Genomic DNA, 22,371 nt, shown 5'->3' with positions numbered 1-22,371 from the left:
ACGACGTCACTCGGCGAGATCCTGCGACTTGAGTTCGGCGGTGATCGCGGTGTCGAGCGACGTCAGGCCGGCGGCCAGATCACTGGTACAGCTCGACATCATCCGGTTGATGCCCTCACCCAGAGCCTGCCGGATCGGCTGGAAGTTGATCGCCCACACGAAGGACTTCGAGTCCTTGGTGTACTCGTCCTGAACCAGCGTCCAGCGCGGGTCCTTGCGGACGGCGCCGGCATCCAGCGTCTTGTTCACCGGAATCCGGACCACGGGCTGATCCGTCGTCGTGGCCGCCATCCCGATCTGCTGCGCCTCGGGCGAGATCAGGAACTCCGCGAGCGCCTTCTGCTGATCGGCCTTCTTCGAACCGGCACCGAAGTAGATGTTCTCGCCCTCGGCGAGGGTCGTCGTACCGGCCGGGCCCTTCGGCATCGGCACCACCTCGTACTTGTCCTTGCCGAGCTGCTTGTCGTAACCGTTGAAGGTGTACGGGCCGGTCAGGTAGATCCCCGCCTTGCCCTCACCGAAGAACGGGGTCTCGGCGGTGGTCAGGTTCAGGGATCCCGGCACCACGTTGCCGGGCGTACAGAACTGCGTCCGGATCCACTCCAGTGCGGTCTTGGTCTGCGGGGTGTTGATCACCGACTTGTACTGCTTGTCGCCGGTCTTCTCGACGATGTCACCACCGGCCTGCCAGATGTACGACGCCGACCACCAGCCGATGTAGCCCTTCTTGCTCGACCCGGGAACGACCATTCCGTACGTGTCGGCTTTTCCGTTGCCGTCCGGATCCTTGGTGGCGAACGCGTTCGCCAGGGCCGCGAGCTCCTCCCAGTTCTTCGGCTGGGGCAGACCGAGCTTCTTGCGCCAGTCCGAGCGGATCAAGGTGGCGAAGGACTGCCGGGAGAACGGCACCCCGTACGTCGCGCCGTCGAGACCCTGGTTCTGAGCCCAGGTCTCGTCGGTGATCTGGTCCGCGCCGGCCAGGGTGCCCTTGTCGATCTTGGTCAGGTAGCCCTGCGACTGGTAGGCACCGAGCAGGCCGGCGTCGTTGATCATCACGTCCGGCAGGTCCTTCGACGAGGCGCGGGCCTGCAGTTGGGTGTCGAACTCGATCACGCCTTTGTAGTCGACCTGGATGCCGGTCTTCTTCGTGAAGGCGGCCATGATCTGCTCGTACGTCTTGGCCGGATCTGGTGCACTGCGCGACCAGACCTCCAACGGCCCGCTGTCGGCGCTCTTGCTGTCGGCACCACCGCAGGCATTCAGCGCGCTGACCGCGACCAGCGCGGACAGCGCCGCGACCACCCCTCGTACCGGTGAAATCCTCATGTCGGCCCATCTCCTCAGAGCAAAGCATTCACATATATGAATGCCATACATACTGGCGGAACATTTTGAAACGTATTAGCTTGTTCCGGTACCTGTCAACGGTCCGCCGGATGGAACTCTGCGCCCGATCTGTCCAGATTCGGCCAGCCGGAAGGACCCGCCCTAGGGAAAGGGAAGCCTCGTGCTGCTCGCGATCACCGGTGCGGCCGGCCTGGTCGGCGGTCTGATCCGCTCCCGGCTCCTGCAGGCCGGTCACACCCTTCGACTCACCGACATCGCCCGGATCGACGACCTGGCAACGGGCGAGGAGTTCCTCGCGGCCTCGGTCACGAATCTCGACGCCATGACGGAGGCGTTCAGAGATGTGGATCTCGTCGTACATCTGGCCGGCCATTCCGCCGAGCGGCCCTGGGAGCAGATCCTCGAAACCAACATCCACGGCGGATACGTCGTCCTGGAAGCAGCCCACCGCGCAGGCGTCCGGAACGTCCTCCTCGGCAGCTCACTGCACGCCACCGGCTATGTCGCGGCCGCCGATGCGGCCGCCGCGCCGGTACTCCTCCCCCGGCCCGACACCTACTACGGCGTCGGCAAGGTCGCCCTCGAAGCGCTCGGCAGTGTGTACGCCGATCGCCACGGGATGAGCGTGGTCTCGGCCCGGATCTGCACCGCCGCCGAGACGATCGGCACCGGTGGCCGCACCTTGTCCACCTGGTTGTCGCCCGACGACCTGGTCCGGCTGATCGAGGCCGTCGGTGCTCTGGAAGATCCCGGGCACCATGTCGTCTGGGCTGTTTCGGACAACACCCGGGGCTGGTTCGAGCTCACCGCGGGCAAATTGATCGGTTTTTATCCCCGGGAAGACGCTGAACGGCAGATCGGCGAAAAAACCGACGTACGGTCGGATCCTTCGGCCGTCCTGGCCGGAGTTTTCGTCGATGCCGAGCATCCGCTGGGAGGAACCTGGTGACCACCGAAGAAATCCGGCTGGTGAAGTCGGCCGAGCGAAGTCTGCGCATCCTCGAGGTGCTCGGCGCGGCGCGCGGGCCGATGTCCGTCACCGAGCTGCACAAACGGACCGGCTACCCGCGGTCGAGCCTGCACCAGTTGCTGCACACGATGATCGCGATGAGCTGGATCGAGACCACCAACGAAGGCGCCATGGTCGGCATCGGGTCCCGGGCACTTCTGGTCGGGACGGCGTACCTGGACCGCGATCCGGCGCTGCCGCACGCCATTCGCACTCTTGAACAGATTCGCTCCTCCACCGGCTATACCGCCCACTACGCGCGGCTCGAAGGTGCGAACGTCATCTACTTGGCGACCCGTGAGTCCACGGCACCGCATCGGGCCACCAGCCGGGTCGGCCGCCAGCTACCTGCCCATGCGACAGCGCTCGGCAAGAGCCTGCTCGCCGAGTTGACCGCCGCCGAGGTTTCCTTCGACCTGCCGCCTGACCCGTTGCCGCCGATGACCGCACACACCGTCTCCCGGCATGCCGAGCTGATGCGGGAGCTGGAATCCACGCGGCAACGCGGGTACGCGGTGGAGCGCGAGCAGAACACCCTCGGCCTCGGCTGCATCGCCGTACCGGTCTCCTACCGCATCCCGGCCACGGATGCGATCAGCTGCTCGATCCCGCTGGCACGCTTCACCGAAGAGGAGATCCAGGACGTCTCCACCATCATCAAGGACCACGTCCAGCAACTCACGATCAAACTCCGCACAGAAGGCATCCGCTGACCAGGAGTCCGCCGAGCAGGCTGTGGTGGCACCGATCGGCTGAGCCCGCGTACGCTCGATCGCCGGTCTCGAAAGCCGTCCTGCCTACGAATTGCCGTGCCATCGTGTCTGTCTCTCCTCGACCGGCAAGACCATCTCGCCCGCCGGTTCAGTCAGCTGCCGGCCGGCGCGCTCCCCTAGACCGATGCGCGCGAGACCTTGCCCGATCCGCTCGGCTGCTCAGGGTGCTTCTGCTGGGCGGGAAGGTTGGGCGAGGTCGTGCTCGAGCGATTCCAGGCTGCGCCGACGGGTCTCCGGGATCTTCAGTAGGAGGCCGATGATGAGGCCGGCGGTCATGATCGCGGCCAGGGTCAGCGTCATGTTCTGCCATCCCAGCGCGGCGAGCAGTGGCGGGAAGGCCAGTACGGCGATGAAGCCGCCGGCCTTGCCGCTGGCGGAAGACAGGCTTTGGGCGGTGCCGCGGACGAGAGTCGGGAACGGTTCGACCGACAGCGCGAACAGAGCCATGGCGAGGATCTGCAGCGGAAGGGCGGAGACGCAGATCATCACGAACATCGCGATGGCGTTGCCGCCGCTGATCGCCGCGAGTACGAAGGTGAGAGCGGTGGGGATGGCCCAGCACCACAAGATGATGCGGCGCCGGCCGATGCGGTCGAGGTAGTAGACGCCGATGAGTGCGGCCAGGGTGTTGACGAGGTTGACGATGGTGCTCAGCCCGAGCGAGACAGTCACGCCGGACAGGCCGATCTCGCGCAGGAACGTAGGGGTGTAGAGGTTGTAGCCGGCGCCGCGAATGGTGACCAGGAACCAGAACAGGCAGGAGAACGCGAGCGCGGCCCGGATACCGGGTGAGAAGAGGATCGACCAGGTCTGGCGCGGTACGGCGGTCGCGGCCGGGGTGGTGTGGTGAGCCTTGACCCACCGGGTGCTTTCGGGAACCCGTTGGCGAAGGACCATCACGATCGCAGCGATCACGATCGCGCTGGCCAGCATCCACCGCCACGAGTCGGCACCCAGCAACGCGTACATGCCTAGTCCGATCAGACCGGAGCAGGTTGCGCCGGCGAACCAGAACACCTGCATCAGCCCGGTCATCGAGCCACGGGTGTGTCGCGGGGCGGACTCGGCGATCAGCGTGGTGCTGACCGGGAGGTCGGCACCGATTCCGAGGCCGACGATCGCGCGACCGGCAATGAGCATCAGGGGCGTGACCGCCAGCGCCGACACGAGTGAGCCGACCACGAACAGGGCCAGCACGAACCCGAAGGCACCGGCTCGGCCGATGTGGTCGGTGAGCCAGCCGAAGACGAGGGCGCCGACGACCATCCCGGCGAACGCGGTCGCGGCGACCCAACCGACCTGGCCGGGCGACAAATGCAGGTCAGCTTTGATGAACAGCAGTGCACCGGAGATGATCACCAGGTCGTAGCCGTCGAGGAACGCACCGAGTAGCGCCACGACGATCGTGTAGCTGGGACCGGACCGTCGCTGGGTCGCGGTGGTATCAGTTGTCATGAATGGATCTCCGATCGGTTTCTACATCTTCGAACCATGCCGCGAGTTCGGCTTCCATCCGCGCCGTACGGCCGGGATGCTCGGCGGCCAGGTCGTGCTGTTCGCCGGGGTCGGTGGTCAGGTCGAACAACAGTGATTGCATCGGTGGACAGTCGACGGGCAGGCCGGGCACCGGGACCCTCGACAGGCCTGCGGCCCGGCTTGGGTCTTGTTTGACCTCGGCGTCGAGGAGCAGCTCGGCGGCAGGCAGGCTCATGGCCTCGGCCAACGCCGGTCTCAGCAGCTTCCACCGGCCGTCGCGCATCGCGGCGTTGCAGTGTCCCAACGGGTGTAGCCGGTTCCACTGCCAGAACCGCACCGGTGCCGACTCCTGCTCGTGACCAGCCAGCACTTGGCTCACGTCGATCCCATCGAGGGCAACGTCGGCGGGGTGCTTGCTGCCCGCAACCGCGGTCAGAGTGGGAAGCCAGTCGGTGAAATGCACGAACGCGTCGCTGGTGGCGCCGACGGGCAGTGCGTCGGGCCAGCTGACGATCATCGGCACCCGGATCCCGCCCTCGTGGACGAGTTCCTTCGCGCCGGCCAGACCGCCGTTGTAACGCATGGTGGAAGCGGCACCCTCCCCGCCGAGCTGAGGGCCGTTGTCGCTGGAGAACAACACCATGGTGTTGTCAGCCAGGCCGAGATGGGCGAGTTCGTCGCGGATCGCGGCCACCCCGCGGTCCATTTGGTGGATCATCGCGTAGATCGTGGCCACCGCGCGGCTGCGCCCTGGTACGGCGAACTCCTGGATGAGCGACTCTGGTGCCTGGAACGGGAAGTGCGGGGCGTTGTAGGCGACGTGCAGGAAGAACGGCTCGCTGCGGTGACGGCGTACGAAGTCGATGGCTTCGGTCGTGATGACATCGGTGAGATGCCGGCCGTCGGCCTGACAAACAGCGCCGCCGCGTTCCAGGCGCCAGTTCCAGTAGTCCTGCCAGCCGCCGCAAAAGCCGGTGAACTCCTGAAACCCTCGAGCGGTGGGGTGGTACCGCGCATCGAAGGCGCCGTTGTGCCACTTGCCGACCAGCCCGGTGCGGTACCCGGCTGCGGCCAGGGTCTCCGGCAATGTCCGTTCGCGGAGCGCCAACCGGTCGAGACCGCGAGCCTCGAGAGTGTCGATCGCCCCGGTGCGGTGCGGATATCTCCCGGTCAGCAACGCGGCCCTGGCCGGTGCGCAGACCGGCGATGCGGAGTAGTGCTGGGTCAGGGTCAGCCCGTCGTCACACAGCTGGTCCAGAGCGGTGGTGCGGGACGCGCCGCCGTTGAACCGGCCGAAGTCGCCATAGCCCATGTCATCGGCCAGGATCAACACGATGTTGGGGCCGCGCGGTGCTGTCATGACCGGAACACTAGGAACCACTGGCAGCTACAGCCACCACCTGCACATTCTGATGCGATAGGCCCAGGCTATTGATGCCGTAGGCATCTATTCGGGTAGGCACTCCAGAAAGCTGTCGATGGCGGGATTGTGCTGGTGCCAGCGACGGTAGGCCACATGTAAGGGTGCGCAGAGGTCATCAGCACGCAGCGGCACCACGACCACCCCGCTGCGGTGCAATGACGCGTTGGACATGGCGGTGACGCAGACGCCGACCCCGGCGGCGACCAAGGCGAGCTGGCCTTGCAGGCTGTCGGCCAGTCCCTCGACCGCGGGGGTGAATCCATGGAGATGGCAGGCGTCGGTGATCAGATCGTGAAAGGCCGGCCCGAAGTGCCGTGGCCAGCTGACGAAGGTTTCTTCCGCCAGCTCAGCCAGGGCCACCTCGGCGCGGGCGGCCAGCCGATGATCTTGTGGCAGGTAGACCAGGAACGGCTCGTCGAACAGCTTCCGGGTGACGATTGCCCGGTCGCCGGACACTTGGCGCAGTACGGCGATGTCCAATGTGCCCGCCAGCAGACCGCGTTCCTGCGACGTGCTGTCACTGAAGTGCCGCAGTTCCACGAGCAGCTTGGCATTGCGCGCACGTAACCGGCGGATGATCGTCGGTAGCGGTCCGTTCAGGCCCGCGCCGAGGGCGCCCACGACCAACCGACCCACATTGCCCGCGGTGAGGTCACGGACAGCGCCGCTGGTGCGATCAGCCTCGGCGAGGGTGCGATGTGCCCCGGCCAGCAACGTCTCGCCCGCCTCGGTCAGGTTGACCTGCCTGCTCGTGCGATACACCAGGGTGGTCCCGAGTTCGGCCTCCAACTGCTGCAACTGCCCACTGAGCGAAGGCTGCGTGATGCCCAGCCGGGCCGCCGCCCGGCCGAAATGCAGCTCCTCGGCCAGCACCACGAACGACCGCAGTTGCCGCAGATCCACAGCCACCTCCTACCTAGGCGTTGGTCAATGCCACTGTATGGACGCCGACTGGACATCGCTCAGATCGACCCGCACGCTGGCATGCTCGAACTCGCGGGTGAACACGTACCCGTGTTGCACGGCCGCACCCAACGGTGGCCCCAGCGGATTACGCAGTACCGGAAAGTCTGCGAACGCGCCCTCGTTGTAGGAGAAGTTCTTTCTGGCGTAGTGAAAGTAGGAGTTGGGGCCGGCGGCGCACAGGAACGACGCCAACGAGAAGGTGATGTTGTCCTTCCAGGACGCCGGAGGATCGCTCGGCGGGCTGACCGTCCCAGAACTCCACCATCCGCAGAACGCCACCATCTTGCCTTGCCCGTCGACGTTTCGCGCGAGGTTGAGGTCACCCTTCATGGAGCCCGGCGACGCCGAATCAAGGATGCCGAAATGCTCGAGCATGGCCCCGTCGGTGATCCCCAGGCAGCCTCCGGTGCCGTTCCAGTCGGGAACTGTCGGCATGTACCGCAGCCCGTTGTACAAGACGGTCTTGGCCGCACCCAGCGTGCGGCGCAGCTGAGCCACCATGTCGCGCTGACCCTGTACGACGGCATCCGCTTTCGCCTGGCCGAACAGGGCAACCAGCTCACTCTTCTGAACGTTGTACCGGGCGATCGCATCGATGAAGGCACCGTCATAGCCCACCTGAGCCACCTGGCCGACCACCTGATCGACCCACCACGCGCGAAGATCAGCATTGGATGTGTCATAGGCGTAGATGGTGCTGGGATGATCTGGCACCGGGTCCCACGGTGTGTCGTCGGACATCTTCAACGTCCAAGCCAGATCGAAGCCGCTGCTCATCAGGGACGCGTAGTAGTCACGCCAGACGATGGCCGCGTTCCAGTAGTACAAGATCTTGATCGACGAGCTCCGAGCTCTGATCTGCGCGTAGCCCGCCGCACAGCCCTCCTCGGCATTGCCGTGGGTGTGGTGGCCTTGCGCCTTCTCCAGCGTGACGACCGGATAAGTGCTGACGATGTGATCGACGTCCGCCGCGGAGAAGTCGGTCGGTTTGGACAGGTGGCCGTACAACGGCACGGTCGCCCAGTGTGCGCTGGTGTCGAGAAGGGCTGTGGACGGCAGGGGCGCCGCCTGCGCCGTCCTGGGAAGCAGGACACCACCTGCCGACATCGCCAGCACCCCGGCTGCCCCAGCCTTGAGGATCGTACGACGATCAGTCATGAATCTCTCCCATCCAGCGGAGTACGCCGCTCTCGGTGGCGCACAGGTCGTTATCCGGGAAGGCTAGGGAGAAGATGTGACCCGCGATACGGCACAGATCCTCTTGTTCGATAGTCCCCGGCTATCGATCGGAGAGTTCGGCCAGGTAGGTGTCGGCGAGGCCTTCGAGTTTGCTGTCCTGCCGGCCGAGTGCCCAGAAGCGGCCGTCGTGGATGGTCATCTGGGCGTCTCCGATGTGCTCGGGTCGGGCGTTGGGGGTGTGTACGGCGGTTGGGCCGGTTGGACGTCAGGGATGAACAGCTTGGCTGCCGCCGCGTTGAGGTCTGGGGAGACGTGCTTCTGCCAGAGCGGATCGAGGGCGACGGTCCGGAGCTGGGCCAGGCTGAGCGGGGGTTCGGCCCTTGTGCCCGGGCCTTTCCAGGTCGCGGCGTTGTCGGACCTGACGGTCAGCAGCCACCCCTCCTTGTCCATCAGCCGGGCCTCGTAGCGCTTGTACTTGTCCGGCCCGGTGTCCTTGAACAGGACCAGCCGCTTGCCGTCCGCCAGCTTCTCCGTCGTACAGACAGCGTTGTCGCCGAGGCAGTCGAGTGACGTGTCCTTCCAGGCCAGGTCCATCGAGAGATTGGACGGGCCGCCGCGATCGGTGTAGACGGCACGCGCCCAGAGCAGGTCGGGACTCGCCAGCGGGCCCTGGTTTCCGCCGCGGACGTTCTTGAGTATGGCGCCCTTCGGCAGGTGGTCGATCACGATCTGCCACGCTGCTTGCGGGGTGATCGGCTCCAGTGTGGACGGCACCGAGGGACCGACGTACGCCGATTCCGTAGGTCCGCGCAAGCTGCCGACGCTGAGGGCAACGCCGACGACCGCGGCAACGGCGGTCGCGGAGAGCAGAGCCTGGCCGATACGGCGTCGGCGGGTGAAGCGGCGTCCGGTGGCGCGGCCACCGGCGATCAAGCGGTCGATGTCGACGGTCGTGTCGTCGACGCCGGCGTGCAGCCGGTCCTTGAGTTCGGTTTCGAAGTTCATCGCGGGCCTCCTGTCAGTTCGCTGAGGTCGCTCCCGAGGTGCTCGCGCAACCGCGACAGCGCGCGCATGCTGCGGTTGCGGACGGCCCCGGGGCTGGCCTTGACGAGGACTGCGGTCTCTTCGACGCTGAGGTCGTGCCAATAACGCAGTACGACGACTGCGCGGTCCTCGCGGCTCAACTCCGCGAGCGCGGCGAACAAGGTCAGCCGCAGTGAGATGTCGGCGTCCGGAGCGACCGGCTCGCGGTGCGGCTCGCCGACGTGCTCCAGCCGCGTCTTGTGGCGGGCATCCAGGTAGCTGCGGATCATCACCGTCCGCGAATAAGCCACCAGGTTGTCGGCCCGCCGCGCCTTCGACCAGGCGCTGTACAGCTTGCCCAGCGTGATCTGCGCCAGGTCCTCGGCGGCGTACCGCTCACCCGTGAGCAGGTACGCCATCCGGAACAACTGCGTCCCGCGGTGTGCCACGAACTCGACGTACCCGTCCGGCTCGCCCATGCTCCTCCTCCCGACCGTAACCGCTGTCGAAGAGGTAAGACCTGGCCAGGCCGGATTTTGTTTCAGCGAATCACTCAGTTTCTTCCGAGAGCATGTCTGGTTCGAGCCTTCGGTACACCCACCACTCATCGGGTGCGGCCACGCGGACGATCTCCATCGGCAGGTACTCCGCCTCAAAATGGACATCGAACGATGCATCGAAGTCGGAGATCACGTAGGTCTCAACTTCGGACACGATCTCGCGCTCGTACTCTGTCGGCACAAGGTCGTAGACAAACCGCGCCCGGATGACCGGACCTTCGGGTCGTACAACGACGGCCCGCAACGAAGGCGTCACCATGTCCCACAAGGCGCGCTGGAACGAGAGCAGGATCCCTGCACGAACAGACATCAGTTCGGCCGTGCCGGCACGCTGTGGACAGCACCAACGGCGCAATATCCCGATAGCCGTCTGCATTCTGGTTTTCTCAGTCGGTGCCTTCGACGATGCGGAAGTCGCGCTCGACAGCGTCGGAGAGGGCGACCAACGCCTCCTGGTACGCCGCACTCTCGCGCGCCGCGACGGCCTGCTCGAAGCTGTCGAACTCGACCAGGATGGTGCGCTCCGCGATTCCGCCGTCGTACGCGACAACCCGACCGCCCCGAATGAGGGTCTGGCCGCCGAAGGCCTGGACGGCCTCACGGGCCAGCTCGTTGTAAGCAGCCAACTTCTCAGGGTCCGAAACGGTGCGGTAGACGCTGACCCAGTAGCCCTTGGGCATGCAACCTCCAGTGGTGGGATGAACGACGAGCACGAGGCTACGTTGCTAGGCGGTCGGTTCCAGGAAGAACACCGGGATCGTGCGGTCCGTGCGCGCGGCGTACCGGGCGTAGTTCGGCCAGGTAGTGAGCATGTGCTCCCAGACGACCTCACGCTCCTCGCCGGTGATCTCCCGCGCTGTCGCTTCGTGCTGCTCGGCGCCGATCGCCACGGTCACCCGGTCGGCGGCGCGCACGTTGACCACCCAGACGGGTGCCTTCGGGCCGCCGAAGTTGGAGCCGGCGATGAGGTGCCCGTCGCGGTAGGGCACGCAGAGCAGCGGGGTGGAGTGTGGCACGCCGGACTTGCGGCCGACGACGGTGAGCATCAGGTTCGGAAGCCCGGCGATCCGCAGGATCGACCAGTGCCCGCGGGTGATCCGCTGGATCAGCTTGTCCAGCCAGGTGATCTGCGGCAGGAGCTTCGGCATCCAGGCCAGCGAACCGATCTTGACCGCCAGCGGTGTCAGCACGCCCATACAACCAGCCTAGCCCGACCGTAGATCCGAGCCTCGGTGCTGGTACCGGCCGTAGAAGACGTTCTGGTGCTGGGGCCGACGGCCGGGATGCTGCCGATCCTCCGCCGCGTAACCCACCGACATCAGGAGCGCGATGGCGAGATCCTCGCGGTCGTCGATCCCGATCACCTTCTTCACCTGTCCTTCGTTCCAGCCGTTCATCGGCGAGGTCGCCAGTCCGAGGCTGGTCGCCGCGAGCATCACGAACGACGCCGCGATCATCGCGTCCTTGACCGCGTACTCGCGCAACAGGCCGGCCGCCTCCAGGCCCTGCTGGAACTCGACGGAGGCCACTTCGAAGGTCGCGGAGAATTCGTCACTCCACGCGGAGTTGTCGCGAGCCTGTCGATGAATGTCGCTCTGATCTGCCTGCCAGGCATTCGCGTCCGCCACGAACACCAGCATCACTGGCGCTTCCCGTGGTTGCGGCTGTCCGCCGGTCGCGCCGGCCAGCCCGTCGAGACCCGCCCGGTCGGACACCACGACGACGGAACGGTCCTGAAGATTCCAGCTGCTGGGTGCCTCGACGGCCAGCATCAGCAGTTCCTCGAGCAGGCCGGAAGGCACCGGGTCCGGCCGGTAGTGGCGCACGGTCCGGCGGTGGCGAATCGCTTCGGCGACGGTAAGAGTCATGTCACTCACTATTGGTGTGCCAGTCTCTATTTGGAAGTAGGCACCTTTTAGTGCGTTAGTATCGATCATGACGCTTGTCGAATCCTCCGGCCTTCCGGCCGACGCCTTCTCGGCGAAATGCCCGACCCGCCAGGTGCTCGACCACATTGCGAACAAGTGGACGGTGCTGATCGTCGACTGTCTGGCCGCGGGGCCTCTCCGCTACAACCAGGTACGGCGGCGGATCGACGGGATCTCACAGAAGATGCTGACCCAGACGTTGCAGGGTCTTGCCGCCGACGGGTTCGTGCATCGCACCCAGTACGCAACGGTTCCGCCGCGGGTCGAGTACGAACTGACCGAACTGGGACAGAGCCTTCGCGAACCGATCTCGGCAATCCGGGAATGGACCGAGAAGCACATCAACGAGGTCGAACGCGCCCGCGCGGGTCTGGGCAGCGCATAGACCCGCGCACTCATCGCGCTTGACTTCAGGTTGACCTGAACTTGAAGAGTGGGAGGCCGGTCAAGGAGGCAGCGCGTCTCCCCGAAGGCAGGAGGCCCCATGTCGGCAGACAGCGCACCCGCGAACGCCGCTCTTCCGGAGCAGTCCCGGCGCAGCAATGTCCCGCTGGCATCCGCCGGCCTCGCGCTCGGCATGCTGCTGTCCGTCCTTGACCAGACGGTCGTGGTCATCGCACTGCCGGACATCGCGGCCGACCTCGGCGGGCGTTCCTCCTTCGGCTGGGTCATCACCGCGTATGTCCTCGCATCCACCGCCACCGGCACTCTGTACGGACGGCTCAGTGACCGGTACGGACGCCGCCCGCTGTTCATCACCGCCGTACTCCTGTTCGTGATCGCATCCTCGCTGTGCGGCCTGGCCCAGAACATGCCGCAACTGATCGCCGCCCGAACTCTTCAGGGCATCGGCGCGGGCGCACTCTTCGTCATCCCTGCCGTCGCTCTCTCCGAGCTGTACCCGAAACATCTGCGCGGGCGGGTGCAAGGGCTCAGCGGAGCGGTCTTCGCGCTCGCGAGCGTCGGCGGCCCGTTGGCGGGCGGCGTGATCACGGACACGATCGGCTGGCGCTGGATCTTCTACCTCAACGTCCCGCTGGGCATCATCGCGATCATCCTGTGCGCTGCCGCACTGCGTCTTCCGAGATCCGCCGCGGGCGAGCGGATCGATCTCGTGGGTTGCGTGCTGCTGGTCGGTGGCGTGGTGAGTCTGCTCCTGGTCACCGATTGGGGCGGTCGGGAGTATGCCTGGTCCTCCGGAACGATCCTTGGCCTGATCGCCGCATGCGTCGTCCTGCTGGGCCTGTTCGTGGGCTGGGAGCACAGGTCCCGCAACCCCCTCCTGCCGTTGCGTCTGTTCACCAACCCCGCACTGCGGCTGGTCCTGCCCGCGACGGCCATCCTCGGCATGCTGCTCTTCGGCTCCTTGGTGTACCTGCCGACCTTCTTGCAGACGGCGTACGGCATGAGCGCCACCGAAGCGGGACTCGCCCTCAATCCCTACTTCATCCCGTTCATCGCGGTCTCGGCCGTCGCCGGTGGCAAGGCCGGTGCCAGCGGCCGGTTCAAGCCCTATCTCGGCGTCGGTGCCGTGGTGCTGGTCGCGGCCTTCCTGCTACTGGGCACGATCGACCTGAACAGCCCCTATCCCCTCGTCGCGGTGGCGATGCTCGTCCTCGGCGTCGGATTCGGGCTGATGATGCAGAATCTCGTGGTCGTGTCGCAGAACTCCGCCGACCCGTCGGACCTCGCCGCCACCACGTCGGCCAATCTCTCCGTCCGCGGTCTCGGCATGGCGATGGGTGTCGCGCTCTTCGGCAATCTGCTGAGCCGGGAGGTCGGCAACGCACCGATGACGCCGGAAGCGACCGCGGCGGCCATCCCGGCGGTCTTCAGCTGGGGCGTACCCGTGGCGGTCCTGCTCGCGGTCCTGATCGCCCTCCTGCCCCTCAAGAGGGCTTGAGTCCGGCTACGGCGAGAAGATCGGTACTGGGCGCGTGCCCAGGTTCCGGACCGAGGTGGTCAGGAGGTGGTTGCCTCGGGCATCGATGATGCAGCGGGCCGGGTCCTTGGTGCCGCTTGCGACGGCGAAGACCCGGACCTCGAGATCCTCGACCAGAGCTCCTGGCACCTGGTCGAGGTAGCGGGCGGCTGCCAGTTGGCACTCGGAGTCGGAGGCGCGGCGCGTGCTGCCGGTGGCGACATACTCTCCGCTGTGCAAGTCGGAGCAGGGCACGTTCTTCGTGACCCGTCGGTCGACGCAGCGTCGCCAGGACGCGCTGGTCGAGCCCTGGAGAGCGTCGCGCGCTGAATCACTGACCTCCCGACCGGCATCGACCGAGCACCGGCCCGCAGGTGACTGTGCGGCCTTGGCGACCACGACATCCAGGCCGGCCTGGCCGCCGAGGAAATCGATGACGGCGGCCAGGTCGCACGATGCTGCCTGCGGAATCTCCTCGTACTGGTGCGGCTCGCGGCAGTCGACCGCCGTACCGCCTGAGGTCCAACAGGCAGGCGCCGAGGACACCGGCGTGCTTGAAGGAGCCGGCGGCGGAGTGCTCGACGGACCGACGGTCACCGTCGGGGACTCGGCCGTGCCTGGATCGTTGGGGATGACCCAGCGCACGAAGCTCACGAGCAGCACGACCAGGCCGACGATCTCACCGATCATCACGAGCGTCTTGAGGACCGGGTGCTCGTTGAGGCGATCAAGATGCCGGAACACCGTCCCGGTCCGGTTGCCCGGAGGCGGCTGCACCTCCGGGCTGTCCGGATCGGTCAAGACAGGACCATGTTCATCAGAACCGCCTCGACGGTGCCGCTGCTGCCGCACGCCGCGGTGTCCTTCAGCGAAACGACGATCTTCAGTGCGTTGACCTTCGGCACCGCCAGGTCGAAGGTGGCGATCTGGTTGAGCTTCACTTCCTTCTGGTCCCGGTACTGGCCGTTGCTGTCGACCCTGACCGTCAGCACCAGGTCGGAGCTCTCCGACGAGTTGCTCTGACCGAACTCCATCTTCAGCCGGCCGAAGTTGTTCGCCAGTCGCAGCTCCAGCGTCTTCTCGTACCCGCACCCCGGAAGGGTGCCGCCGATGCCTGTTGCCTGTTTGCGATCGGCCACGTCGTACCGGCCGTCCTTCCAGCCATCGGGATACTTGAAGATGTTGCTCAGCACCAACGGCCGTCCGGCGACGTCCGCGGCGAGCGCGACCGGCGTCGCCGAATCGGTCGGTTCGGTCGAGTCGTCGCCCGCCGGCGTCGTCGGCGGTGTTGGCGGCGTCTCGGTCGGTGTTTCGGTCGGTGACGGCGCCTGCACGGTCGTCGTCACGGTGACGGTGGCCGTCGGCTGGCCACTGCCTTCAGTTGCTCCCCCGCATCCGGCAGCCGCAAGCAGCGCTCCGGACAACAGACCCACCACGACAGTTCGGTTCCCACCCCTGGTTCCCCACATCTGCGGGATGCTACGCAGCTACTGTGTGTGAGTCTATGGGTCAATCATTTGAACCCAGAGTAGTCACCGATCCGTGATCAGAGCTCCTGAGTCAGCCCTTCTTGACGGTGGTCCAACAGCGGACGATGGCTGCCGCCGACGCCTCGATGTCGGCGGTGGTGGTCGCGGCGTCGCACACGCTGATCCGCATTGCGTTGTTGCCGTGCCATCTGGTGCCGCCTACCCAGCAAGTGCGGTCTTCCTGAACCGCTGCGATGACAGCATCCGTCGTCAGATCGTCGTCGAAGTGGACCAGGACCTGATTCAGCGCCGGTGGGACGAGGAGCCGTGCCCCGGCCGCGCCAAGTAGCTCGGCCATCTCCTCAGCGTGCCTACTGAGCTGATCGACGAGCGCAGCTATGCCATCGCGGCCGCAGCTGCTCAACAACGCCCAGGTCTCGACACCACGCGCGCGCTGCGACATCTGCAAGCCGAGGTGCGCCGTGGCGCGCTCCGCGTCAGTACTGAGATACGCCGCGTTGAAGGCCCTGCACGGCCCCGAAGTAGGCCACCGCCCGCCTGGCCGCCTCCTGCACCAGACGGGATTTGTCCAACTGCTCCTTGTGTTCCACTCCCGAAGACATGTCAGCAGTCTCACCGACCGTTCCCCGAAAACAAGTACCAATCCGTCCGAACTGGCCCGCACCGGAAGCTGTCTAATGCAAGTCCTGGCGTACGGCGTGGAGGCGCTTCGAGGTGGCCTTGACGATGGTGAAGGTGCCGGTCAGTTCAGCTGAGACGTTGCCGGCGTTGTCGGTGGCTCGGACCTTGACGGTGTGTTTGCCCACCGCGGTGATCGGTACCGGCGTCGTGTACGCCGTCCACGCGCCGCTGTCCACGGCGTACTCGATCGACTTGATGCCGCCGGCGTCGGTGGCAGTGGCGTTGAGGGTGGCGCGATCGACGTACTCCCAGCGGGCGTTCTGATTCCCGGTCAGCCAGCCGGACACCGTTGGTGGCGTGCTGTCGCCAGTCGACGGTACGACGGTGAACGTCGTGGTGCCGACGGCGGAAACGTTGCCGGCGGCATCGGTTGCCCGGTAGGCCACTGTGTGCGCGCCGTTCGTGGCCACCTCGATCGGCACCGTGTACGCCGTCCACGCGCCACCGTCGGACTGGTACTCCACCGAGGCCACGCCGGAACCGGCGTCGGTGGCGGTCACCGTCACCGTCGCCTTGCCGACATAGTTGCCGTTGGCATCCTGAGTGCCGGACACAGCTGCGGTCACCACCGGCGGCACAGAGTCCTGCTTGACCACCGTGAAGTGCGCCATCCCTTCAGGTGAGACATTGCCGGCCTGGTCGGTGGCCCGGTAATGCAGCATGTGCATCCCCGGAGTATTTACATCCACAGGTCCCTGGTACGCCGTCCACGTGCCACCGTCGAGCTGGTACTCGACCGTCTTCACGCCGGAACCGGCGTCGGTCGCGGTCACGGTCACCCGCGCGGTGTCGAGGTAGTTGCCGTCAGCATCTTGTTCACCGGTGACCGCAGCGGTCACTGTCGGCGGAGTGGTGTCGTCCGGCCGATCGACTACCCTGAACCCCACCGATCCGACCGGCGACACATTGCCGTCATGATCGGTGGCCCGGTACTGCACCGTGTGATCGCCAATCGCGCTGACTACGACGGGAGCGGCGTACGGCTTGAATCCGGTGTCGTCCAGCTCGTACTCGACCGACGCGACCCCGGACTGAGCATCCGCGGCGGTCACTGTGACAGTGGCCTGGCCGAGGTAGTGGCCGTCTGCGTTCTGCTGCCCGGAGACGGCAGCGGTGACGGTCGGCGGGGTGGTGTCCTCGCCGTCGTCGGTGACGATGAACTCGCCGACCATCGTGCTGTGCCCCGGGATCGCGCAGAAGTACCGATACTTCCCCGGTGTGAGGGTCACCTCTAGCGAGTGCCGGCCGTTGGTCTCGTCGTCCGGGTACGCGAGGACGTTCACGTCGGCGTCGTGGTTGTAGCCCGGCGTCGAACGGTCGAACGTCAGCGTGTGCGACATATCGGTGGTGTTGCCGGTGGCCTCGCTGTTCTCGAACACGATCGTGGTCAGGCCGGCGACCGCCTGGGTCGGCGCCGTGGTGTAGCCGGTGACGCTGTTGCCCGCGGTCCAGGTCAGCACCTGGTCGACGGCGGGTTCCACCGATGCCAGTGCGGATATCGATTGGGGCACCAGCATCACCAGCACCGCGGTGAGCCCGGCTATGAGTCGTCGCATCGCAGTCTCCTAGAGGGTCCGCAGCCGGATGTTGCGGAACTCCATCAGGTCGCTGTTGCCGTGGTTCTGCAGCCCGATGTAGCCCTCGACAAACTGCCGCAGCTCGGTGGGCGGGTCGCCTGCTCGCGACGACTGCAGTCCCGGGGCGTTGTCGAACTCGTTGATCACCACACCGTTGCGGATGATCGTGTAGTGCTGCCCGACGGCCTTGATCTCGTACTCGTTCCACTGCGCCTTCGGAGTCGGCCGGGCCGCGGCCAGGTCGACCGGGTCGAAGTTGTACACCGACCCGGTTTTCTGCGGCTCGCCCGAATCACCGTCGTACAGCTGGATCTCGTGGCCGCAGAAGATCGCCACCCAGGCCTGTGAGGTGCGGGCCGAGCCGACGGTGCCGCAACTGCCGAGCGGTCGCTGGTCGAGCGGCGTCCGCGGATCCGGGAACCGGACGAAGACGCCACTGTTCGCGCGAACGGCATCCGGTGCGACATCGCGGAACTGCACCTTCAACGAGAAGTCGCCGAACGGCTTCTTCGCGAACCAGAGCATGCCGAGCCCGCCGGTCGGTTTCAGCGACCCGTCCGGCTGGACGGCGAACTCACCCGAAGGTGCCTGCGCCCAGTCGTAGAACGACTCGTTCGTCCCGTCGAACAGTGGCTCGTAGCCGGTGACCCCGGGCTTGCCGATATTCGATGCCCGGGCGACAGCGATCAGACTGTCCCGCTCGGCGACGGTGATGATCCCGCGCGACCGCAGATCCTTGGTGGCCAACTGGACATGGCTGACGAACAAGGCGTGGGTGGCCCACGTGCTCTCGTCGTCGATCAGGTCGTCGGCCCGGCAGCCACCGCCCGCGTTGCGGTTCGGCACTGTCGTCGCGGTGTCCCCGATGGTCACCTGAGCACCCTGGTCCGGCATCACACAGCCGGCGTTGATCGCTGTCGTCGCGACCGCCGTCGTACCGTCGGCGTAAGTGACGGTCAGCTTCGCCGTGCGCAGCCCGGGGCTGGTGAAGGTGTGCCGCGGGTTGGCCTCGGTCGAGGTGGCGCCGTCGCCGAACGACCAGGCGTACGACACCCCACCGGCCTTGGTGCCGTTGAACGCGTAGGTCAGCGGCTTGTTCTGCACCGCGACCCCGGAAGCCTGCGGCAGCGGCGTCGGCGGACCACCCTTGTAGCTGACCTTCACCAGCTTCTGGTTCGGGTGCAGGGTGAAGAATCCGCCGCCGTAGTCGAGCACGTAGAGCGCACCATCCGGTCCGAACCTGGAGTCCATCCAGCTCTGCACCTGGGTAGCACCGTTGCCCCCGGGCACGATCTGCTGGAACGTCTCGCCGAATGCCGGCGGCTGCGCCGTCGAGACGCCGGCCGGGTCGACCGTCACCGCGACCCGGCGTTCCGGGGTCGAGTTGTCACCGATGAACCACTTGTCGTCCCAGTACTTCGGCCAGGCCACACCGCTCTTCGTGTTCACACGGTCGTAGTGGTAGGTCGGCCCGGACATCACGGCCTGCCCGCCACCACCGCGGAAGTACGGCTGGGTGTAGGTCGCGTCCGCGTCCTTGTACGTCGGGATCGAGCTCCCCGGGCGCTTCGGGAACACGGGGCCGCCGCCGCCCGGTGAGTACCAGATCATGTTGTCCTTCACCGGCGGCAGCTCGGTCAGCCCGGTGTTGCGCGGCGAGGTGTTCAGCGGGTTGTCGCAGTCGTACCAACCGGTCAGCACCGTCGCGTCCGTGTTGCTGCGGTTGCGGTACGGCTGCCGGTTGCCCATGCAGTACGGCCAGCCGTGGTTGCCGGCCTCGGTGATGATCGTCGCGGTCTCGTACTTCGCCGGCCCGAGCTCCGGGTCCGGCGTACCGGCGTCCGGCCCGACCCAGGCCGCGGTCAGCCAGTCGGTCTCCGGGTCGATCGCGAGCCGGGAGATGTTCCGCACGCCCATCACGTAGATCTCGGGCCGAGCCTTCGCCGTACCGGGCGCGAAGAGGTTTCCGGTCGGGATCGTGTAGGTGCCGTCGGCCTCCGGGTGGATCCGGATGATCTTCCCGTTCAGGTCGTTGGTGTTGCCTGCGGTACGACGTGCGTCCTGGAAGGAGAGTCCGCCGAATTCCTCGGTCCAGTTGTTGCCGGAGTAGCCACCAGAGCCGCCGGAGGAGTTGCTGTCGCCGGAACCGACGTACAGGTTGCCCTTGGAGTCGAACGCCATCCCGCCACCGGCGTGGCAGCAGCTGTGTTGCTGGACCTCCCACTGCAGCAGATCCTTGCGGGCGGCCAGATCGACGGTCTGGCTGCTGGCGTTGTAGGTCAGCCGCGAGACCGTCCGCTTGCCGGTCTGCCGCACCCGGTCGACGGTGTCGTGCGGCATCCAGTAGACGTAGAACCAGCCGTTCTCGGCGAACTTCGGATCGAGCACGATGCCGAGCAGGCCCTCTTCGTTCTTGACGAGCTCGTCACCGGAGCCGCGATTGCCCATCACCGGCAGCGTGGCCAGCAGCTTCGCCTTCTTGGTGACGGGATCCCACTGGTGGATGGTTCCGCAGCCGAGGCCGACGTTCGGGTTCTCCCAGTCGACCACCGGGCCGCTCGGGCAGGCAGCCTTGCCGACGTAGAAGACCTTGCCGGTCGGCGCGATCGTCATCCCGTGCGGCTCGCCGATCTGGTCGAGCTGGCCGGTCTGGTTGGGCAGGGTCAGCCGCTCGACCGTGTAGTTGGAGGAGATCGTCGCCTGGCAGTCAGCGCGAACCATTCCGGTGGTCCACTTCAGCGCGCCGAGCAGATGCTTGCGGAACGCGGCCTCGCCATAGCTGCCGTCGGTGCCACCCATGCCGGTGTAGAAGGACCGGCCGCCGCCGTAGTCGCGGCACCAGGAGATCGGGTGGAAGGCGCCGTTGGCGCCGGGGCCAGGGGTGTAGTGCCGCTCCTCGACCTGGGCGACGGTGTGCACGGTGCCGACCGGGTTGGTCGCCCAGTTGCGCCACTTGTCGGTCCGGGTCAGGTTCAGCGGCAGGCCGGCGTTCGCCGGGTGCTGTCGGTCCAGCAGGTCGACCACCGCGCGCTGCGGGGTCGGCTCCGGCGGCGGCTGCGAATCACCGGTGTAGAAGAGCAGGTCGGCGAGCTGCACCAGGGAGTCGCCGCTGTTCGCGGTGATGTTCAGTCGATAGTGCGCGTACGACGTCGGGTTCGCGATCACGAACGCCCGCCGCTGGAACCGCTCGGGGAAGACCTCGTTGCTGCGAGTGTCCAGGTCGGTCCAGGTGCTGCCGTCGTTCGAGCCCTGCAGGGTCCAGTTCTTGGGGTCCCGTCCGGCGGAGTCGTTCGCCGAGGTGAGCGAGTACCTGGTGATCGCGGTCGGCTCGGTCAGCTTCATCGCGACCCAGCCGGTCGGCGTGAAGGCCAGCCACTTGGTGTTCGGGTTCGCGTCGGTCAGCTTCTCCTTGGTCTCGTTCGGCGGGTTCTCCGCGCTGGCCGTCACCGCCGACACCGGCCGTGGCGCCGGCAACTGGGCGCCGACCGGGCGCGCGCCGATCAGGCCGCTGAACCAGTCGGAGTCCGGCTGGAACTTCGACGCGTCGGCGATGCCGAGGTAGCCGTTACCGGCCTTGATGTAGTTCTGCAGCGCGGTCTCCTGCTCCCGGCTGAGCGCGACGCCCTGCGCGGACAAGAACACCACCGCCCGGTACGTCGCCAACTTGGCCGGCGTGAAGACGGCCGGATCCGAGCTGACATGCACTGTCATCCCGTTGGCCTGCCCGAGCCCGGCGATCGCGTCGGTCGCTCGCTCCACCGGATCCAGCTGGTCGTCGGGCTCGCCGCGGAACACCAGCACGTTCACCGCCACATCGCTGGCGGCAGTCGCGGCGACCTTTACCGTAGGTGCCGCCGGTGCCGCGTACGCCGCCGGCGGGGTGCTGCCGGATTGGGCCAGCACGGTGCCGAACGCCAGCGCCGCCGTGACCAGAACGGCAGCGCTACGCCGCCGATGGGTGAGCCTCATCGTTCCCCCTCAGCCGTGATGCATGGAGTGGTCGGACTGGGACGCGGCCATGTGGTGCTGGTGGAAGCGGTCGATCGCCGCTTGCGCGCCAGCTGGCATACCCCCGTCGGGATTACGCACCAGGAACAGGCCGACCATCCCCTGGTCGACGTGCATCTGCACGTGGCAGTGGTACATCCACACGCCCGGCCCGACGCCTTCGCCTGCGAGCACCTGGAAGCCGAACGAACTGCCCGGGTCGAGGTTCTTGTTGTCGATCACCGGGCTCGGGTCGTTCGCACCGGTCAGCATGCCGGTGCGGGTGTCGGCCCAGCGGTGCGCATGCAGGTGGAACGTGTGCGGCAGGTTGCCGTGCCCGACGCAGACGAACTCGACCCGCTCCCCCTGCCGGGCCTCGAACATCGGCGTTTCCGGCGCCTTCTTGTTGTTGATCAGCATCTCGTTGAACACGACCGTGTACTGCCGGTCCGGGATCAGGTCGCCGCGGCGGCGGACGATCAGACCGCCGTACAGGCCCTTCTGGATCCCGACCGTGCCGTGGTCGTTGCCCATCGCGTGATCGTGGTAGTGCCAGTAGCCGGCACTGCCGGGCATGAACCGATTGCCACCGATGTCAGCCTGCTTGCGGGTGCGCCAGACGTACGTGCGGGTCTCCCCGGGCGCGTTGAACGAGGCGTTCAGCGGGCTGCCGTCGGAGTTCACGTCGTAGTCGACGCCGTGTGGGTGGATCGACAGCCGCTGGTCGGTGTTGTTGACCAACTCGACCTCGAGGGTCTCCCCTTCGTAGATCTCCAGCAGCGGTCCGGGAATAGTCGCCTCCCCAGGCGCCAGCCCGTAGCCGAACGACCCACCAGGCAGCGGCTCGGCGTACAGGGTGATCTGGCGGACCGCGGCGGTGCTCTCAGGGGCGGCGGCCACACCGGTCAACACCGCACCGCCGGCAACGGCGGCAGGGGCAACCAGCATCGAGCGGCGGGACAACCGCGGGTTTTGGGCGTGCTCGGCCATCAAGGGACTCCGTTCGGGCGGGAACGCGTGTCTCCAGGTCC

General features: G+C 66.5%; 21 protein-coding genes. 4 read left to right on the top strand and 17 right to left on the bottom strand.

Going from position 1 to position 22,371, the window contains the following annotated elements:
• Positions 1-6 precede the first annotated feature (6 nt).
• Complete coding sequence (locus OG474_RS23025) at positions 7-1,326, bottom strand: ABC transporter substrate-binding protein (protein WP_405064432.1); 1,320 nt, start codon at positions 1,324-1,326, stop codon at positions 7-9.
• Between the two features lie 181 nt (positions 1,327-1,507).
• Between OG474_RS23025 and OG474_RS23020 the strand changes: the two genes are divergently transcribed.
• Both OG474_RS23020 and OG474_RS23015 read left to right on the top strand, forming a co-directional pair.
• Positions 1,508-2,296, top strand: coding sequence for an NAD-dependent epimerase/dehydratase family protein (locus tag OG474_RS23020; RefSeq protein WP_405064431.1), 789 nt, complete (start codon positions 1,508-1,510; stop codon positions 2,294-2,296).
• On the top strand, positions 2,293-3,069 hold the full coding sequence (locus tag OG474_RS23015; protein WP_405064430.1) for an IclR family transcriptional regulator: 777 nt from the start codon (positions 2,293-2,295) through the stop codon (positions 3,067-3,069). Before OG474_RS23020 ends, OG474_RS23015 begins: the two co-directional genes overlap by 4 nt.
• A 219-nt stretch (positions 3,070-3,288) precedes the next feature.
• Here the strand turns inward: OG474_RS23015 and OG474_RS23010 are convergent, their stop codons facing one another.
• The 10 genes from OG474_RS23010 to OG474_RS22965 form a co-directional block, all read right to left on the bottom strand.
• Complete coding sequence (locus OG474_RS23010) at positions 3,289-4,584, bottom strand: MFS transporter (RefSeq protein ID WP_405064429.1); 1,296 nt, start codon at positions 4,582-4,584, stop codon at positions 3,289-3,291.
• Positions 4,574-5,965: a sulfatase-like hydrolase/transferase gene (locus OG474_RS23005; RefSeq protein WP_405064428.1), complete on the bottom strand. Its 1,392-nt coding sequence runs from the start codon at positions 5,963-5,965 to the stop codon at positions 4,574-4,576. The genes OG474_RS23010 and OG474_RS23005 overlap by 11 nt, the downstream gene beginning before the upstream one ends.
• Before the next feature lie 87 nt (positions 5,966-6,052).
• A complete protein-coding gene (locus OG474_RS23000; RefSeq protein WP_405064427.1) occupies positions 6,053-6,931 on the bottom strand; it encodes a LysR substrate-binding domain-containing protein in 879 nt (292 codons plus the stop codon).
• Positions 6,932-6,955: 24 nt separating this feature from the next.
• Positions 6,956-8,152, bottom strand: a complete 1,197-nt coding sequence (locus OG474_RS22995) for a putative glycoside hydrolase (protein ID WP_405064426.1) — start codon at positions 8,150-8,152, stop codon at positions 6,956-6,958.
• Between the two features lie 216 nt (positions 8,153-8,368).
• On the bottom strand, positions 8,369-9,178 hold the full coding sequence (locus OG474_RS22990; protein WP_405064425.1) for a hypothetical protein: 810 nt from the start codon (positions 9,176-9,178) through the stop codon (positions 8,369-8,371).
• Complete coding sequence (locus OG474_RS22985; RefSeq protein WP_405064424.1) at positions 9,175-9,675, bottom strand: SigE family RNA polymerase sigma factor; 501 nt, start codon at positions 9,673-9,675, stop codon at positions 9,175-9,177. The genes OG474_RS22990 and OG474_RS22985 overlap by 4 nt, the downstream gene beginning before the upstream one ends.
• Positions 9,676-9,745: 70 nt before the next feature.
• Entirely contained in the window at positions 9,746-10,132 is a 387-nt protein-coding gene (locus tag OG474_RS22980; RefSeq protein ID WP_405064423.1) for a hypothetical protein, read from the bottom strand.
• A 10-nt stretch (positions 10,133-10,142) separates the two neighbouring features.
• Positions 10,143-10,436: a DUF1330 domain-containing protein gene (locus OG474_RS22975; protein ID WP_405064422.1), complete on the bottom strand. Its 294-nt coding sequence runs from the start codon at positions 10,434-10,436 to the stop codon at positions 10,143-10,145.
• A gap of 45 nt (positions 10,437-10,481) precedes the next feature.
• Complete coding sequence (locus tag OG474_RS22970) at positions 10,482-10,952, bottom strand: nitroreductase family deazaflavin-dependent oxidoreductase (RefSeq protein ID WP_405064421.1); 471 nt, start codon at positions 10,950-10,952, stop codon at positions 10,482-10,484.
• A gap of 9 nt (positions 10,953-10,961) precedes the next feature.
• Positions 10,962-11,624, bottom strand: a complete 663-nt coding sequence (locus OG474_RS22965) for a nitroreductase family protein (protein WP_405064420.1) — start codon at positions 11,622-11,624, stop codon at positions 10,962-10,964.
• A gap of 67 nt (positions 11,625-11,691) precedes the next feature.
• Here OG474_RS22965 and OG474_RS22960 point away from each other — a divergent pair, with 67 nt between their 5' ends.
• Entirely contained in the window at positions 11,692-12,069 is a 378-nt protein-coding gene (locus OG474_RS22960) for a winged helix-turn-helix transcriptional regulator (protein ID WP_405064419.1), read from the top strand.
• Positions 12,070-12,168: 99 nt separating this feature from the next.
• On the top strand, positions 12,169-13,587 hold the full coding sequence (locus OG474_RS22955) for an MDR family MFS transporter (RefSeq protein WP_405064418.1): 1,419 nt from the start codon (positions 12,169-12,171) through the stop codon (positions 13,585-13,587).
• A 6-nt stretch (positions 13,588-13,593) separates the two neighbouring features.
• Here the strand turns inward: OG474_RS22955 and OG474_RS22950 are convergent, their stop codons facing one another.
• The 6 genes from OG474_RS22950 to OG474_RS22925 form a co-directional block, all read right to left on the bottom strand.
• Complete coding sequence (locus tag OG474_RS22950) at positions 13,594-14,406, bottom strand: hypothetical protein (protein WP_405064417.1); 813 nt, start codon at positions 14,404-14,406, stop codon at positions 13,594-13,596.
• A complete protein-coding gene (locus OG474_RS22945; protein ID WP_405064416.1) occupies positions 14,403-15,074 on the bottom strand; it encodes a hypothetical protein in 672 nt (223 codons plus the stop codon). Before OG474_RS22945 ends, OG474_RS22950 begins: the two co-directional genes overlap by 4 nt.
• Positions 15,075-15,165: 91 nt before the next feature.
• The gene (locus tag OG474_RS22940) at positions 15,166-15,432 is read right to left on the bottom strand and encodes a hypothetical protein (RefSeq protein ID WP_405064415.1); all 267 of its coding nucleotides are present in this window, start codon (positions 15,430-15,432) and stop codon (positions 15,166-15,168) included.
• A 337-nt stretch (positions 15,433-15,769) separates the two neighbouring features.
• Positions 15,770-17,332: an OmpL47-type beta-barrel domain-containing protein gene (locus tag OG474_RS22935; RefSeq protein WP_405064414.1), complete on the bottom strand. Its 1,563-nt coding sequence runs from the start codon at positions 17,330-17,332 to the stop codon at positions 15,770-15,772.
• 9 nt (positions 17,333-17,341) lie between these two features.
• Entirely contained in the window at positions 17,342-21,322 is a 3,981-nt protein-coding gene (locus tag OG474_RS22930) for a ThuA domain-containing protein (protein ID WP_405064413.1), read from the bottom strand.
• A gap of 9 nt (positions 21,323-21,331) precedes the next feature.
• Positions 21,332-22,330, bottom strand: coding sequence for a multicopper oxidase domain-containing protein (locus OG474_RS22925; RefSeq protein ID WP_405064412.1), 999 nt, complete (start codon positions 22,328-22,330; stop codon positions 21,332-21,334).
• Between the last annotated feature and the right edge of the window lie 41 nt (positions 22,331-22,371).

The sequence above is a fragment of the Kribbella sp. NBC_01505 genome (assembly GCF_045040285.1).
Taxonomy (GTDB): Bacteria; Actinomycetota; Actinomycetes; order Propionibacteriales; family Kribbellaceae; genus Kribbella.
This window is presented reverse-complemented; position numbering and strand designations above follow the sequence as displayed.